The 15,379-nt window shown below is 73.9% G+C and carries 12 protein-coding genes, 1 other RNA gene and 1 pseudogene; 4 read left to right on the forward strand and 10 right to left on the reverse strand.

Annotated elements, in window-relative coordinates; translation table 11 throughout:
* Together ACWD3O_RS31745 and ACWD3O_RS31750 are read left to right on the forward strand one after the other, a co-directional pair.
* Nucleotides 1-161: pseudogene (locus ACWD3O_RS31745) on the forward strand (ABC transporter); the annotation flags it as partial.
* A complete protein-coding gene (locus ACWD3O_RS31750) occupies nucleotides 158-952 on the forward strand; it encodes an ABC transporter permease (protein WP_451418256.1) in 795 nt (264 codons plus the stop codon). The pseudogene ACWD3O_RS31745 and the gene ACWD3O_RS31750, both read left to right, overlap by 4 nt.
* Nucleotides 953-1,018: 66 nt before the next feature.
* Here ACWD3O_RS31750 and ACWD3O_RS31755 read toward each other — a convergent pair whose 3' ends face one another.
* The 6 genes from ACWD3O_RS31755 to ftsE all read right to left on the reverse strand — a co-directional run bounded on the left by ACWD3O_RS31755 (nucleotide 1,019) and on the right by ftsE (nucleotide 5,697).
* Nucleotides 1,019-1,606, reverse strand: a complete 588-nt coding sequence (locus tag ACWD3O_RS31755; protein WP_451418257.1) for a Uma2 family endonuclease — start codon at nucleotides 1,604-1,606, stop codon at nucleotides 1,019-1,021.
* Nucleotides 1,607-1,783: 177 nt separating this feature from the next.
* Nucleotides 1,784-2,186, reverse strand: a transfer-messenger RNA (tmRNA) gene (gene ssrA / locus ACWD3O_RS31760).
* Nucleotides 2,187-2,300: 114 nt separating this feature from the next.
* Complete coding sequence (smpB, locus tag ACWD3O_RS31765; protein WP_356134187.1) at nucleotides 2,301-2,780, reverse strand: SsrA-binding protein SmpB; 480 nt, start codon at nucleotides 2,778-2,780, stop codon at nucleotides 2,301-2,303.
* A 19-nt stretch (nucleotides 2,781-2,799) separates the two neighbouring features.
* On the reverse strand, nucleotides 2,800-3,990 hold the full coding sequence (locus ACWD3O_RS31770) for a S41 family peptidase (protein WP_451418258.1): 1,191 nt from the start codon (nucleotides 3,988-3,990) through the stop codon (nucleotides 2,800-2,802).
* 68 nt (nucleotides 3,991-4,058) lie between these two features.
* The gene (gene ftsX, locus ACWD3O_RS31775) at nucleotides 4,059-4,976 is read right to left on the reverse strand and encodes a permease-like cell division protein FtsX (RefSeq protein ID WP_451413532.1); all 918 of its coding nucleotides are present in this window, start codon (nucleotides 4,974-4,976) and stop codon (nucleotides 4,059-4,061) included.
* Between the two features lie 31 nt (nucleotides 4,977-5,007).
* Nucleotides 5,008-5,697, reverse strand: coding sequence for a cell division ATP-binding protein FtsE (gene ftsE / locus ACWD3O_RS31780; protein ID WP_451413533.1), 690 nt, complete (start codon nucleotides 5,695-5,697; stop codon nucleotides 5,008-5,010).
* 246 nt (nucleotides 5,698-5,943) lie between these two features.
* On the opposite strand from ftsE, the gene ACWD3O_RS31785 reads away from it, so the two are divergent.
* Nucleotides 5,944-6,120 (forward strand): hypothetical protein, encoded by a 177-nt coding sequence (locus ACWD3O_RS31785; RefSeq protein ID WP_451413534.1) that lies wholly within the window; start codon nucleotides 5,944-5,946, stop codon nucleotides 6,118-6,120.
* Between the two features lie 151 nt (nucleotides 6,121-6,271).
* Here ACWD3O_RS31785 and ACWD3O_RS31790 read toward each other — a convergent pair whose 3' ends face one another.
* The 4 genes from ACWD3O_RS31790 to ACWD3O_RS31805 all read right to left on the reverse strand — a co-directional run bounded on the left by ACWD3O_RS31790 (nucleotide 6,272) and on the right by ACWD3O_RS31805 (nucleotide 11,549).
* Nucleotides 6,272-7,051: a hypothetical protein gene (locus tag ACWD3O_RS31790; RefSeq protein ID WP_451418259.1), complete on the reverse strand. Its 780-nt coding sequence runs from the start codon at nucleotides 7,049-7,051 to the stop codon at nucleotides 6,272-6,274.
* 233 nt (nucleotides 7,052-7,284) lie between these two features.
* The gene (gene prfB / locus ACWD3O_RS31795) at nucleotides 7,285-8,391 is read right to left on the reverse strand and encodes a peptide chain release factor 2 (protein WP_451413739.1); all 1,107 of its coding nucleotides are present in this window, start codon (nucleotides 8,389-8,391) and stop codon (nucleotides 7,285-7,287) included.
* Between the two features lie 103 nt (nucleotides 8,392-8,494).
* Complete coding sequence (locus ACWD3O_RS31800) at nucleotides 8,495-9,730, reverse strand: serine/threonine-protein kinase (protein WP_451413738.1); 1,236 nt, start codon at nucleotides 9,728-9,730, stop codon at nucleotides 8,495-8,497.
* A gap of 73 nt (nucleotides 9,731-9,803) precedes the next feature.
* Entirely contained in the window at nucleotides 9,804-11,549 is a 1,746-nt protein-coding gene (locus ACWD3O_RS31805) for a serine/threonine-protein kinase (protein ID WP_451418260.1), read from the reverse strand.
* 544 nt (nucleotides 11,550-12,093) lie between these two features.
* On the opposite strand from ACWD3O_RS31805, the gene ACWD3O_RS31810 reads away from it, so the two are divergent.
* Complete coding sequence (locus ACWD3O_RS31810) at nucleotides 12,094-15,066, forward strand: FHA domain-containing protein (protein WP_451418261.1); 2,973 nt, start codon at nucleotides 12,094-12,096, stop codon at nucleotides 15,064-15,066.
* Nucleotides 15,067-15,379: the final 313 nt, after the last annotated feature.

Consider the following 15,379-nt stretch of genomic DNA (forward strand, 5'->3'; position numbering starts at 1 on the left):
GCGCCCTGCGCACCCTCCTCGACCGCCTCGACACCGCCGGCATCGAAGCCACCGAACTCACCGTCCACACCCCCGACCTCGACGACGTCTTCTTCGCCCTCACCGACGACACCACCACCGGCGCCACCACCACCGACCAGGCCAAGGAGGCCACGCGATGAGCAGCAGCACCCTCGCCCTCGCCGTCCGCGACAGCCGCACCATGCTCCGCCGCAACCTCCTCCACGCCCGCCGCTACCCCTCCCTCACCCTCAACCTCCTCCTCACCCCGATCATGCTGCTGCTCCTCTTCGTCTACCTCTTCGGAGACGTCATGAGCACCGGCATCGGCGGCGCCGACCGCTCCGCCTACATCGCCTACCTCGTCTCCGGCATCCTCCTGATGACCATCGGCGGCACGGTCGTGGGCACGGCGGTCTCGGTGGCGACGGACATGAACGAGGGGATCATCGCCCGCTTCCGCACCATGGCCATCCACCGCGGATCGGTGATCGTGGGACACGTCGCCGGCAGCATCGTGAAGTGCGTGGCCAGCGTGGTCCTGGTGGGCCTGGTCGCCCTCGCCATCGGCTTCCGGTCGAGCGACGCCACGGCACTGGAGTGGCTGGCCGCCTTCGGTGTCCTGGCCCTGTTCTCCCTGGCGCTCACCTGGATCGCCGTCGGTATGGGCCTGGTCAGCCCCAACGCGGAGGCCGCCGCCAACAGCGCGCAGCCGCTGGTCCTGCTCCCGCTGTTCTCCAGCGCCTTCGTCCCGGTCGAGTCCATGCCCGGCTGGTTCCGGCCCGTCGCCGAGTACCAGCCCTTCACCCCGGCCATCGAGACCCTGCGCGGCCTGCTCCTCGGCACCGGGATCGGCCACCACGGCTGGCTCACCCTCGCCTGGAGCGTCGCCCTCACCGCGCTGGGCTACGTCTGGGCCACCAAGCGGTTCAACGCGGACCCCGCACAGTGACCCTCCCCGCACACGACAAAGGGGCGGCGCCCCCGACACCACGTCGGGGGCGCCGCCCCTTTCCGCTCAGCCGAAACGCGACGTGTCCAGCTCGAAGCCGATCGGATCGGGCAACGGCAGGGCCTCGCCGAAGTCCGCCTTGGCGCAGGGCGGTCCGTAGGAATCCGCCCCCGGCGCCATCCCGTACAGCCGGCAGATCCGCTCCTCCCGGTCGACGATCAGGTAGTGGGGGATCCGGGCAGCCGCGTACGCGCGCATCTTCTCGTGGTAGTCACGGTCCCGCGTGCTCGTCGAGGTGACCTCGACGACCAGGTGGATCGGCTCGCCTTCCACGGGCGTGTACTCCGCCTCGCTGTCGCAGAACGCATCGGCATCGGTGACGACGATGTCCGGCTTCACACCTGTCCGCCCCCCGGTGCGCAGGCCTGTGCCGCCTGCCCAGAAGGTCAGACTGTCGGAGGTGTCCTTCCGGACCAGCTGCTTGATCACACCGGAGACGATGCGCACGTGTTCCGGCTCGGGAGGCGGGGTCAAGGAAATCTGTCCTTCGACGAGCTCGGCACGCCAGCACTCCAGGGCAGGATCGCGGTCGAGGTGCGCCAGCATGGCCCAGGCATCGGCCGGCGCGAAGTACTCGACGGGCTGAGCACTCACGATGCGCCTCCCTTCCGACGGCGTCTGCGTCCGACGCTAGGCGGGGCGTCCGCTCGGCCACCTGCGGATCCTCCTCGGTTGACCCCTACGAGGGGCAGCGTGTCTCTGGTTGACGGACCGACGCAGGACGCACGAAAGCCCCCGACCTGTGTGGTCGAGGGCTTGCGCTCATGGGGTTGGTGGAGATGGCGGGAATCGAACCCGCGTCCAACGGTGCAGAACCAGGGCTTCTCCGTGTGCAGTCCGCTTCGCTTTTCTCGGCCCCGGAGATCACGCGGACAAGTCTCCGACGGGCTCAGTCACTGTGTGGTTTCCCTCTTCACCCCGTGACCGGGATCAAGGTTTAGTCCCCTAGCTGATGCCAGGATCCGGGTCGGGAACACCCCCGGGCTGACACTCCCCTAAGTAGAGAGCTGCTTCACGCTACCTGAAGATCAGGCGGCGAGAGCGAGCTGGCTCTGGGAGATATCGCGCTTGGAATTGGCGATTATTTTTTTCGGCCTGTGGTTTACGAGATCATGGCCGCTTCCTCGACACGCTTCCCCTGCTTCGACAGCCGCTGTCGAAACCGATCATCCCCATGTTGTTTTTTCAATCAGTGCCCCCCGCGTGGGGAGGCAAGTGCCATCGTACTGAGCAACGCCGCCGGACGCCACCTTGTTCCCCGCGACGCGGCGCCGCGAGGAGAGCGGGGTCACGCCCGCTGCTTGCGGCGCACCGCCGAGATCGCCCGCTCCGTCTCGCGGCGGTCCTGCTTCTCCCGCAGCGTCTGGCGCTTGTCGTACTCCTTCTTGCCCTTCGCCAGCGCGATCTCGACCTTCGCCCGGCCGTCCTTGAAGTACAGGACGAGCGGCACGATGGTGTGCCCGGTCTCCTGCGACTTCGCGGCGAGCTTGTCGATCTCCTCCCGGTGCAGCAGCAGCTTCCGCTTGCGGCGCGCCGAGTGGTTGGTCCACGTGCCCTGGCTGTACTCCGGCACGTGCACGTTGTGCAGCCACGCCTCGCCGCCGTCGAGCTGGACGAAGCCGTCGACCAGGGACGCCCGCCCCTGGCGCAGCGACTTCACCTCCGTGCCGGTCAGGACCAGGCCCGCCTCGTAGGTGTCGATGATGAGGTAGTCGTGCCGCGCCTTCTTGTTCTGCGCGATGAGCTTGCGCCCTTTTTCCTTGGCCATAGTGCCGACCATTTTGGCACTAGGAGGGGCCCCCGAGGCCAGTCAATACCTTCTCGGCCCGCTGCTCGGCGTTCTCCTCGGCCACCAGGTCCGGCGTGATGCCCTTGCCGTCGACGCTCTGGCCGGAGGGCGTGCGGTAGTGGCCGACGGTGAGTTCGGCCACCGAGCCGCCGGGCAGCTCGGTCGGCATCTGCACGGCGCCCTTGCCGAAGGTGCGGGAACCGACGACCACCGCGCGGCCGCGGTCCTGCAGCGCCCCCGTGACCAGTTCCGCCGCGCTCATGGTGCCGGAGTCGACCAGCACCACCAGCGGCCGTGCGGTGCTGCGGCCCGGCTCGGCGTGCAGCGCGCGCTGTTCGCCCCGCAGGTCGTAGGTGGCGACCAGGCCGCCGTCGAGGAAGGCGGAGGCCGCCTCGACGGCCTCGGTGACCAGGCCGCCGGAGTTGCCCCGCAGGTCGAGCAGTATGCCGCCGCCCGGCTCCCCGGAGGCGGCGGCGCGGACCTTGTCGCCGGCGCCCTTGGTGAAGGCGCTGACCTTGATCAGCGTCGCCCCGCCGGCGGTCCGGCGCACGGTCACCGGGTCGGTGGACAGGCGGGCCCGGCGCAGCGTCTCGGTCCAGCGGCGCCCGTCCCGCTCCAGGCCGACCCGTACGGTGCTGCCGGCCGGCGCCGGCTCCGCTCCGGGCGTGGCGCCGCGCAGCCGGGCCAGGACCTCGGTGACGGGCACGCCCTCGGTGGTCTCCCCGTCGACGTCGAGCACCCGGTCCCCGGCCATCAGCCCGGCCTCGGCGGCGGGCGAACCGCTCCGCACCCGGGTGAGGGTGACCTCGCCCTCCTGCAGGGCCGCCCAGACGCCTACGCCCGTGTAGCGGCCGTCCAGCGCCTCCTCGAACTCCTGGTACTCCCCCGGCGTGTAGACGACGCCCCAGCGGTCCCCGCTGCGGCTCACGGCGCGCTCGGCGGCCTCCTCGGGGGACTTGCCGTCGATCAGCGCCTCGGCCGCGGCCTCCCGGGCCGCCACCGCGGCGTCGTCCGCGGCCCCGCCGTGCCGGCCGGACAGGGGCGCCTGCGTCCCGCCGTGCCCCTCGGGGAACGCGCCGGCGGCGGCGGAGGCCACCAGGACACCGGTGAGGGCCAGCGACGTCAGGGCCGCCCCGCGACGAATCGGGCGGGTGGTGCGGGTCTGACAGAACGGGTCCGGGCCTGACATGAGGGGGAGTCTAGGACAACGCGAGAGGGCCGCAGGGGCGGTTGCCCCGGCGGCCCTCTTGGGATGCGTCACACCTTCAGGTACTTGCGCAGGGCGAAGAACGCGGCCAGCGCGGGCATCAGGAAGCTGATCGCGAGGATCAGCGGAAGCTTCGTCAGGAGGGCGTCCCAGCCGACGAAGTTGATCAGCGTGAGCCGCTCGGAGAGCGCCATTCCGCTGTCGATGGTGAAGAAGCGGCCCAGCACCAGGAAGACGCAGGCGAGCGCGCCGCCGATCAGGCCGGCGACCGCGGCCTCCATGATGAACGGCGCCTGGATGTAGAAGCCGGAGGCGCCCACCAGGCGCATGATCCCGGTCTCCCGCCGCCGGCTGAACGCCGAGACGCGGACCGTGTTGACGATCAGCAGCATGGCGACCACCAGCATGACCGCCATCAGCAGCAGCGCCGCCGAGGAGAGCATGCCGAGCAGGGAGAAGAGGTTGTCCAGGATGCCCTTCTGGTCCTGCACCGACTGGACGCCCTCACGGCCGTCGAAGGCGGTCGCGATCACCTCGTACTTCTCCGGGTCCGACAGCTTGATGCGGTAGGACTCCTGCATCTGGTCCGGGGTGAGGGTGGCCGCCAGGGGCGAGTCGCCGAACTGCTCCTTGTAGTGCTTGTACGCCTGGTCCTGCGTCTCGTGCACCACGTTGTCGACGATCTGCATGTCCTTGAGGTCGGCCTCGATCTGCTGCTTCTGGTCGGCCGTGACGGCCCCCTTGGCGCAGTTCGGGTCCGACTCGGCGTCGCTCTTGTTGCAGAGGAAGATCGAGACGTTGACCTTGTCGTACCAGTAGCCCTTCATGGCGCTCACCTGGTCGCGCAGCAGGATCGCGCCGCCGAGGAGGGTGAGGGAGAGGGCGACGGACACGACGACCGCGAAGGTCATCGTGAGGTTGCGGCGGAGACCCACACGGATCTCCGACATGACGAACTGAAGCCGCATGGCTCTTGTCAGGCCTTTCCGTGGACGGGGATCAGTGCTGGTATCCGTAGACGCCGCGTGCCTGGTCGCGGACGAGGCGGCCCTTCTCCAGCTCGATGACGCGCTTGCGCATCTGGTCCACGATGTTCTGGTCGTGCGTCGCCATCACCACGGTGGTGCCCGTCCGGTTGATCCGGTCGAGCAGCTTCATGATGCCGACGGAGGTCTGCGGGTCGAGGTTGCCGGTGGGCTCGTCGCAGATGAGCAGCTTGGGCCGGTTGACGAAGGCCCGGGCGATCGCCACGCGCTGCTGCTCACCGCCGGACAGCTCGCCCGGCATGCGGTCCTCCTTGCCGCCCAGACCGACCAGGTCGAGCACCTGGGGGACGGACTTGCGGATCTCGCCGCGGGTCTTGCCGATCACCTCCTGCGCGAAGGCGACGTTCTCGCCCACCGTCTTGTTCGGCAGGAGACGGAAGTCCTGGAACACGTTCCCCAGCTGGCGGCGCATCTGGGGCACCTTCCAGTTGGAGAGGCGTGCGAGGTCCTTGCCCAGCACGTGGACCTGTCCCTGGGTGGCCCGCTCCTCGCGGAGGATCAGCCTCAGGAAGGTGGACTTTCCGGAGCCTGAGGAGCCCACCAGGAACACGAACTCGCCGCGCTCGACCTCGAGGGTGATGTCCCTCAGGGCGGGGCGGTTCTGCTTGGGGTAGACCTTGGTGACGTTGTCGAATCGGATCACGGAAACACCACGAGTCGCCGGGGGTAGATGTGCGTGACCATACGCGAATGCGGGTACCGGCCGCAGTCGCCGAACCTGGTTGCGCGCTCCTTGCCCCTTTTGTCGTCGCTTTGGGGGCAGTTTGTGGAAGCGATGCGGGGGTAACGGGGCGACCGCCTCGCGCCGGACCTGGCACAGTGGAAGAGGGAACAGCATCGTTCCCGTGAACGTTGGGCAAGGCGGAAGCGGCGCGAGGAGGGCGGGCGCATGACCTATGACCGATTGGTGTGCGCGAACTGTGCCGCGCCGGTCGCCGAGGGGCGCTGCCCCGTCTGCCGCGCGAACCGCGAGCGGATGCAGCAGCCGTTCGGCGGGCTGACGCCGGCGGCCCTGGTGGCGCTCCTGCTGGTGCTGGCCACGGCCGCGGCGCTGCTGGCGCGCTGAGGGCGCTTCGAGGGCGCCCGGGCCGCGTGTGGGCGGCCCGCCCGGCGGGAACCGGGACCGAGGGAGCGATTCCCTGGAGCGGACGACAAGGGGCGGGGCGGGACGGCTGGTGCCGTCCCGCCCCGCCCTTCGTCATGCGGGTCGCCGTCCGTCAGGCGGCGGCGCCGCCGCGGCCCTCCATCAGGCGCGGGAGGACCCGGAAGCCGATGCCGCCGGCGATCATCGTCGCGGCACCGATCAGCAGGAACGTGGTCTCCGCCGCACCGGTCTCGGCGAGCTCGTCGCCGCCGCCCTGCGGGCTGGTGGAGTCCGAGCCGGTGTCGACGAGGTTGCCGTCACCGCCCTGGGGCGCCTGGCCACCGTCGGGGCCGAGGCCGCCGTCGTCGCCGCCGCCGTTGCCACCGCCGCCGTTGCCGCCGTTGCCGTTCCCGCCGTTGCCGTTGCCGCCGTCGCCGCCACCGACGTCACCGCCGCCGACATCGCCGCCGCCCACGTCACCGCCGCCGACATCGCCGCCACCGACGTCACCGCCGCCGACATCGCCGCCACCGACGTCACCGCCGCCGACATCGCCACCGCCGACGTCACCGCCGCCCACGTCACCGCCGCCGACATCGCCGCCGCCCACGTCACCGCCGCCGACGTCACCGCCGCCGTCACCGCCCGCGATGAGGCCGCCGTCGCCGCCCGCGATCACGCCGCCTTCGCCACCGGCGATGACTCCGCCGGCCGCCAGACCGCCGTCGTCACCGCCGCCACCGCCGTTGTCGCCGCCCTCGGACGCGCCGCCGTCGGTCTCCGTGGTGGTGACCTCGGACGCGCCGGAACCGTCGAAGGCCGAAGCCACGCCCGCGGCCGTCAGGGACGCACCGGCCGCTATCACCGCACCCGCGGCGATCCGCGCGATGCGAACCCGTGTTCTCTTGGTCATGTGTCTGCTACCCCCAGTAGCTGTCGTCAGGGAGGCCGCGCGCCTGGGGGAGGTGATCGACGGGGGGCGCCGTGAGACTGGCCCCCCGGTTCACATGCGCCCCAGTCATACGCATGCCGGATCCAACCCTTCCGACAAACCAAGTCATCGTCAAGTTGCTTCACGTCACATGCACAAAACGACAACTGCCGCCCTAAAGGCGGCAGTTGTTCGAAACCCGGGATGACCGGCGGTTACTTCTCCTGCTGCTTGCGCCAGCGGATGCCCGCCTCGAGGAAGCCGTCGATCTCGCCGTCCAGGACGGACTGCGGGTTGCCGACCTCGAACTCCGTCCGGAGGTCCTTGACCATCTGGTACGGGTGCAGGACGTACGACCGCATCTGGTTGCCCCAGCTGTTGCCGCTGTCGCCCTTGAGGGCGTCCATCTTGGCCTGCTCCTCCTGGCGACGCCGCTCGAGCAGCTTGGCCTGGAGGACGTTCATCGCCGTCGCCTTGTTCTGGATCTGCGACCGCTCGTTCTGGCAGGAGACGACGATGCCGGTAGGGATGTGGGTCAGGCGGACCGCGGAGTCGGTCGTGTTGACGCCCTGGCCGCCGGGACCGGAGGACCTGTAGACGTCCACGCGGAGCTCGGACTCGTCGATCTCGATGTGGTCGGTCTGCTCGACGACCGGCAGCACCTCGACGCCCGCGAAGGAGGTCTGGCGGCGGCCCTGGTTGTCGAACGGGGAGATGCGGACCAGGCGGTGGGTGCCCTGCTCGACGGAGAGGTTGCCGTAGGCGTAGGGGACCTGGACGGCGAAGGTGGTCGACTTGATGCCGGCCTCCTCCGCGTAGGAGGTCTCGTAGATCTCCGTCTTGTAGCCGTGGCGCTCGGCCCAGCGCAGGTACATGCGCTGGAGCTGCTCGGCGAAGTCCGCGGCGTCGACGCCGCCGGCCTCGGCGCGGATGTTGACCAGCGCCTCACGGGAGTCGTACTCGCCGGACAGGAGGGTACGGACCTCCATCTCGTCCAGCGCCTTCCTCACCGCGACCAGCTCGGTCTCGGCCTCGGCACGGGTGTCCGGGTCGTCCTCCTCCTCGGCCATCTCGAAGAGGACGGCGAGGTCGTCGATGCGGCCGCGGAGGGTCTCCGCCTTGCGCACCTCCGCCTGGAGGTGCGACAGCTTGCTGGTGATCTTCTGCGCCTCCTCCGGGTTGTCCCAGAGGGAGGGCGCTGCCGCCTGCTCCTCGAGCACGGCGATGTCTGCCCTCAGCCTGTCGAGGTCCAAAACGGCCTCGATCGACTCCATGGTCGAGGAGAGGGACTTCAGCTCTTCGGATACGTCGACGACTGCCACGCCCTCCAGCGTAACGGCTCCCCCGCCCGGCCAGGGCCACGCCCCTTCCCCCGGGCGCCGGGCCCCGCCCGGGCCGTGCACCCGCCGGGAGGGGCGGCGAGGGTCAGCGGGGGGCGGCCGGGGACGGGAGGAGGGGGGCCGGGGTGGCCTCGGGGGCGGCGAGCCACCAGGCGGTCGCGGCGGCGGCCGCGGCGAGCGCCAGCCCCACCGCCGTGAACGCCCGGCGCCGGGCCGCCGCCGGCCGGTTCCGCGCCGACCCGGGCCGCCGCGCCCCCGCGGCCCGCGGTGCCCGCGCCGTCCCCAGCGCGCCCCCGGCCAGCTCGTCCGGCTCCGGCACCCGCATCGAGGTGTGGGTGTCCCGGTTCGGGTCCGGCCGCGACCCGCGGACCAGCGGCACCACGCCCCGCCGCGCGGAGGCGGGCGCGGGCGGCACCGGGTCGGCCGGGCCGTCCGCCCCCTCGGAGCCCTCCGGCTCCTCCTCCAGCTCGACGTCCTCGACGTCCAGGGCCGGCATCCCGGCCAGCAGCGGCAGCACCTCCCGCAGCCGCTCGGCCAGTTCGGCGGCGCGCAGCCGCGAGGCCGGCGCCTTGGACAGGCACTGCACGATCAGCCGCCACAGCTCCTCGGGGATCCCCGGCAGCGGCACCACCGTCTCCGTGACGTGCCGCCGGAGCACCGCGCCCGGGTGGCCGCCGCCGAACGGCGTGAACCCGGCGAGGAGTTCGTACAGCACCGTGGCCAGCGCGTAGATGTCGACCGCGGCCCGCGGCGGCAGCCCCTCGACGATCTCCGGGGCGAGGTAGTCCGGCGTTCCGATGATCTTCGTGGCGCGGCTCCGCCGCGGCGCGTCGATCAGCTTGGCGACGCCGAAGTCGGTCAGCAGCGCCGGGTGGGCGTTGCCGGGCCCCAGCGGGCCGTCCATGTCGAGCAGCACGTTCTCGGGCTTGACGTCCCGGTGGACGACGCCCGCCGCGTGCGCCGCGGCCAGCGCGTCGGCGACGTCCGCGACCACGGCGACCGCGGCCTCCGGGGCGAGGCGGCGCTCCCGCTCCAGGCGGGTGCGCAGGTCGGTGCCGCGCACCAGGTCCATGACCAGCGCGAGGTCGTTGCCGTCGACGACGAGGTCGCGGACCGAGACGATCCGGGGGTGCTCCAGTCCGAGCAGCGCGGTCCGCTCGCCGACGAACCGGCCGACCAGCTCCTCGTCGGAGGACAGGTCCTCGCGCAGGAGCTTGATCGCCACGGGCCCCTCGGGCCCCTCACCGAGCCACACCGTGCCGGCGCTGCCCCGTCCGAGGATCTGGTGGGCGGTGTACCGGCTGCCGATCTTCCGTGCCAAGAGAGCTCCTGTGAACGCGTGTTGGCCCCAACCTACGCGCCCCGGGGGGCCTCCCTCACGGCAGCCGGTGAAATCACCCTCCCGACGGCAGCGAGTCCTGGGCGTCCTCGACGCCCTGCTGCACGTCCTCCACGCCGTTCTGCACGTCCTGGGCGGTGTCGCCGATGCTGGTGATCCAGTCGGAGATGTCGCCGATCCAGGTGGTCAGCTGGTCCCACCAGCCCTTGGTGGTGCCGATCCACTCCTGGAGCGGGGAGAGCTCCCAGACCATCCAGCCGGCCACGAAGAAGACCAGGACCACGATCAGGCAGCCCTTGAGGCACCCCAGGCCCGGGATGCGCACCGGGTTGGCGCTGCGCCGCCGCTCGGGCGGGGCGGCCGGCGGCTGCTGCGGGGGCGCGTAGTGCTGCGGCGGCGGCTGGACGGGGCGCTGCACCGGCCGCTGGACCGGTCGCTGCACGGGCCGCTGCACCTGCTGCTGGTGCTGCTGCTGGTGCTGCTGCTGCTGCTGCTGCTGCGGGTAGCCGTAGCCCTGCCCCTGCTGGGGCCGCGGCGGCTGCTGCGGGCGCGGGGCGACCTGCCGCTGCGGCCGGCGGCGGCGCAGCGGGTCCTGGTCCGGGTCCGCGTAGCTCTGGACCTGGGTCTGCTCGTTGCGCTCGCGGGCGGCGCTGAGCTGGTTCTGCCACGGGTGCGGCTGCTCGGGCCCGCCGCCCTGCGGCATCGCCCGGGTCGGGTCGGCGCCGCCCGGGCCGCCCTGGCCGCCCGGGGGGTGCTGCATCACGGTGGTGGCCGCGTTGGGGTCGTAGGCGCCGCCCTGGCCGAAGCCCTGGCCTCCCTGGCCCTGCGGGAGGACCTGGGTGGGCTCGGAGGCGCCGGGGGCCTCGGGGGAGCCCGGGACCGGCGCGGGGGCCGGGTCGGGCGCGAGCAGCGCGCCGACGTTCTCCGCCGCGACGATCTGCGCGGAGCTCGCCCGCAGGCCCACCCCGTCGGCGACCACGCGCAGCGCGCGGGACAGGCTGACGGCGCTGGGGCGCTCGTCGGGGTTCTTGCGCAGGCAGCGCTCGATGACCGTCCACAGCGGCTCGGGCAGCGTGGAGGGGCGGCGCGGCTCGGCGTTCAGGTGCTGCTGGAGCACCTCCAGGGCGCTGCCGCCGGCGAACGGCGGACGGCCGGTGACCAGCTCGTAGAGCAGGATGCCGGCGCCGTAGATGTCGACCGCGGAGGTCTGCGGGCGGCCCTCGGCGGACTCCGGCGCCACGTAGGACGGCGTGCCGACGAACTCGCTGGTGCGGGTGAGGCCCGGGGAGTCGGCGAGGCGGGCGATGCCGAAGTCGGTCAGCATCGGGTGCAGCTCGCCGCCGGTCTGCCGCAGCAGGACGTTGGCGGGCTTGAGGTCGCGGTGGACCACGCCGTCGGCGTGGCTGGCGGCCAGCGCGTCGGAGATCTGCGCGGTCAGCAGCGAGGCGGCGACGGGGCTGAAGGGGCCGTTCTCCCGCAGGTAGCGGTGCAGGTCGGGGCCCTCGATCAGGTCCATCACCAGGGCGAGCAGGTCGCCCTCGACGACCAGGTCGCGGACCCGCACGATGTTGTCGTGGGTGAGCCGGAGCAGGACGGAGCGCTCGCGGAGGAACCGCATCACCACGTCCGGGTCGTTCGCCAGCTCCTCCTTGAGGACCTTGATGGCGACGGTCTCCCCGGGCTGGCCCGGGACGGCGGCCTCGGCCCCCGCGGTCTCGCGCTGGCGGGCTCGCCAGACGGTGCCCGTGGCGCCGCGTCCGATCGGCTCCTCGAGCAGGTACTTGCTGCCTACCGGCCGCACGTCATGCGCTCCCTGCTGGTCGTGATCACTCGCACCGGCGCTGATGACCGGTCCTGCCCACTGTAGTGCCGCGAGGCCCGGTGGCGGCGGGTGTCCGCGGGGCCGGATGCGTCTCGGTCCGGACACGGCCCGGGGCGGGCGCGCCCCGGGGTGTCCGGCGGGGGTCCCGGCCCGGCTCCCGGCCCGGTTCCGGGTCCGGCTTCCGGCGCAGGTCCCGCCCGGGTCCCCACCGGGGTCCCCACCCGGGTCCCAGAAGAAAAGACGTGCTTCCCGGTCGCTTGGTTTCCGGCAGCGAGCGATATCGGTCACGAACAGGTGTCGAATGGGCCACTTTCCCGGGCAGAGGCGACCAATCAAGATCACTTGAGGGTGGCCCGCAGGCGCGGTCCCGGGGTCAGGTGCGAGGATGCACCCTGCTACAGCTACAGGCTGCTACAGCTACAGGCCGACGTGCTCGGGCGGGCGGTGGGGACGGCGCGGTGGGGGACCGTGAGGCGCATCGACCGCTGCCCGGGCGCCCGAGCGGAAGGGATCGCTGACGGCGATGCAGATCCGGCTGACCGTCGTAGACCCGCTGAACCCGCCCGCCGCGAGCCGTGACGTGCTGGTCACCGCCCCCGCCGGCACCGCGCTGGCGGCCGTGGCGGCGGACCTGGCGGCGGCGGTCGCCGGGGGCGACGGGGGCGGGGCCGTCCTCTACGCCGGGGCCGAGCGGCTCGATCCGCTGCGCCGGGTGCTGGGCGAACCCCCGCTGGTGGACGGCGCGGTGCTGTCCGTGGGCGGGCCCGCCGACCTCGACGCCCACCTCGGCGCGGAGGACGGCATCGGGCCCGCGGCCGTCGCCGAGCTGCACGTCGTCGCCGGGCCGGACGCGGGCGGCGTCCACCTGCTGCACGGCGGCGCGATCCGCGTCGGCCGGTCCGTGGACGCCGAGATCCCGCTCGACGACCCGGACGTCTCCCGTCTGCACTGCGAGGTCACCGTCGCCCCGGACGGGTCGGTGACCGTCGCCGACCTGCGTTCCACCAACGGCACCCGGCTCGACGGCCGCCCGGTCGAGGGCGGGCTCGTCCCGCTGCCGCCGGGGGCGCTGCTGCGGGTCGGCGAGTCCACGCTGCGGCTGACGCTGCCCGCCACCCCCGCCTCGCCGTCGCCGGTGACCCCGGACGGCGAGGGGTGCCTGCGGCTGTCCCCGCGGCCGGAGGCGGGCCGGGAGCCGGACGCCGGGCACGGGGCGTCCGCCGCGGCCGGAGCCCCGGGGCCCGGTGGACCCGCCGGGCCCACCGTCGCCCAGGACGGCGCGGGGCCGGCGCTCACCGCCGACGCCGGGGAGCCCGTGCGACGGCGGGGCATAACCGCCTGGGCGCGGCGGCTGGCCACCGGCCGGGGCGCCGCCCCGGGGCCGGAGACCGGGCCGCCCGGCCCGACCGCGCACACCGACGGGTGGGCCGCCGTCACCCGCCGCCCCGACACCTGGCCCGACCCGTCGGAGCTGCTGCTCACCGCCCTCGTCCCCGGCCCCCGCCTCTGGGAGCGGCCCCACGACCATCCGGAGGCGCTGACCGTCCGCCTGGGCACCGCCGACCGGCCGTCCCCGGCCGGGGAGGGTCTGCTGCCCGCCGTGCCGGTGACCGCCGCGCTGCGCGAGGCGGGTTCGCTGGGGCTGGCCGGGCCCCGTCCCCGGCTGTCCGGGCTGGCCCGCGCGGTGCTGGCGCAGCTCGCCGCGCTGCACTCCCCGGACACCCTGGAGCTGGTGCTGATCAGCGCGGACCGGTCGCGGTCCCTGGAGGAGCGGACCGCGGAGTGGGCCTGGTTCGGCCTGCTCCCGCACGTCCGCCCCACCCAGGGCCAGGACTGCCGGCTGCTGCTCGCCCACGACCGCGACCAGGCCGCCGCCCGCACCGACGAGCTGCTGCGCCGGGTGGCCGACGCCGCCGCCGCGGCCGCGCACGACCCGGACGCGGGCCGGGCACGCCCCGTCCGGTCCACGGTCCTGGTGGTCGACGGCGACCCCGGGGGCGCGGACGTGCGGGACGCGGTGTCCCGGCTGGCGCTCACCGGCCCGCGGGCCGGGGTCCACGTGCTGTGCCTCGCCGAGACCGCCGCCGCCTCCCCCGCCTCCCCGGTGACCGAGACCTACGAGGCGGCCTGCTCGACGGTGCCCGCCTTCCGCGCCTGCGGGGCGGTGGCGCTGCTCAGCGGCGACGTCGCCACGGCGCTGCGGCTGCTGCGGATCGCCCCGGTGACGGGGGTCCCGGCGCCGCGGTCGGGGCCCGGGTCGGCCGTCCAGGGCGCCGCTCCGGTGCTGCCGCGGACGGCTCCGGTGGGGCACGGCACGGTGGGCACGGTCGACGCGGTGTCGCTGGAGTGGGCCGAGCGGTTCGCCCGCGCGCTGGCGCCGCTGCGGGCGGACGCGCCGCCCCCGCCGGTGGCGGGGGGCCTGCGCGGACGCCGTACGGGGCCGGCGGTGCCGCTGCCGGACGCGGCGCGGCTGCTGGACGAGCTGGGGCTGGCCCGCGCCACCCCGTCCTCGCTGCTGGCCCGCTGGGCCGACGCGGCGGACGACCCGGACTCCCCCGGCGGCCGCGCGGTGGTCGTCCTGGGCGCGGGGCCGCACGGGCCGCTCGCGGTGGACCTCGCCGCGGAGGGCCCGCACCTGCTCGTCGAGGGACCGCCCGGCAGCGGCCGCACCGAGCTGCTGCGGGCCGTGACGGCCTCGCTGGCGTCCGCGGAACGCCCCGGGCGGCTCTCCCTCCTGCTGGTCGACGGCGCCGGCACGCTCCGGGCCCAGGGGCTCGAGCCGTGCGCGGAGATCCCGCACGTCACCGAGCGGCTGCTCGCCAACGACCCGCTGGTCATGCGGGAGTTCGCGCAGCGGCTCAGCGCGGAGCTGAAGCGGCGCGGGGAGGTGCTGGGGCTGCTGGACTTCGCGTCCTGGCACGCGGGAAGGATGCCGGCGCGGATCGTCCCGCAGCGCGGGTCGGCGTCGGCGGCCGCCGACGAGCCGGGACCGGCGCCGCTGCCGCGGCTGGTCGTCGTGGTGGACGACCTCGACGCGCTGCTGCGGCCCCCGCTGGGGGCGCCGGGGCGGCCGGCCGCGGGGTCGGTGGTCCGGGCGCTGGAGGCAGTCGCGCGGGACGGTGAGCGGCTGGGCGTCCACCTGGTCGCGGCCGCGGTCTCCGCGGAGGGTTCCGCGACCGTCCACCAGGCCTCGCCGCGGGCGGTCCTGGACGACAGCGCGCAGCCCGGCCGCGGCCGTCTCCTCGCGCCCCACGCCGGGGCCGGGGCGGGGGTCGTCCCCTTCCAGGCCGGCCGGGTCACGGGCCGCATCCCCCGCACCGCCACCCTCCGCCCGACGGTCCAGCCCCTCGACTGGGCCCGCATGGGCGACCCGCCCACCCGCCGGCCCGTCCGCGAACTCGGCAACGGCCCCACCGACCTCGCCCTGCTCACCAGCGCCCTCACCCGCGCCGCCGACCAACACCCCACCCGCACCGCCTCCCCCGCCACCCGGTAACCCCCGCTCCCGGTCCGGGGGCGGCGGGCCGGGACGTCACCGTCGACCGGAGGCGGACCGGCAGGCGCGGACCACACGGAAGGCCGGCGCCCTTGGGCGGATCCGCCGGCAGGCGTCGCGGTGCCGGGGCGGTGGCCGAGCGGGAGGCGGTTGCGGGGCGGTGGCCGAGCGGGAGGGCCGTCAAGCGCCGGCGGACAGCGCCCCGCCGCCCGGGCGGACGGACCGGGCGAACGCCGGTGCCGGGCCCAGGCGCCGAGCGGGACGACCCGGCAGGCGTCCGGCGGACGCGACGGCGGTGCCTGGCGGTGCGCGG

The sequence above is a fragment of the Streptomyces sp. NPDC002640 genome, from assembly GCF_053592575.1.

What these genes read in the sequence shown, in the direction of transcription:
- ACWD3O_RS31750 (WP_451418256.1), top strand. Translation starts at nt 158, where the DNA reads ATGAGCAGCAGCACCCTCGCCCTCGCCGTCCGCGACAGCCGCACCATG.
- smpB (WP_356134187.1), bottom strand. Translation starts at nt 2,780, where the DNA reads ATGGCCAAGGAAAAAGGGCGCAAGCTCATCGCGCAGAACAAGAAGGCG.
- ACWD3O_RS31770 (WP_451418258.1), bottom strand. Translation starts at nt 3,990, where the DNA reads ATGTCAGGCCCGGACCCGTTCTGTCAGACCCGCACCACCCGCCCGATT.
- ftsX (WP_451413532.1), bottom strand. Translation starts at nt 4,976, where the DNA reads ATGCGGCTTCAGTTCGTCATGTCGGAGATCCGTGTGGGTCTCCGCCGC.
- ACWD3O_RS31785 (WP_451413534.1), top strand. Translation starts at nt 5,944, where the DNA reads ATGACCTATGACCGATTGGTGTGCGCGAACTGTGCCGCGCCGGTCGCC.
- ACWD3O_RS31790 (WP_451418259.1), bottom strand. Translation starts at nt 7,051, where the DNA reads ATGACCAAGAGAACACGGGTTCGCATCGCGCGGATCGCCGCGGGTGCG.
- ACWD3O_RS31810 (WP_451418261.1), top strand. Translation starts at nt 12,094, where the DNA reads ATGCAGATCCGGCTGACCGTCGTAGACCCGCTGAACCCGCCCGCCGCG.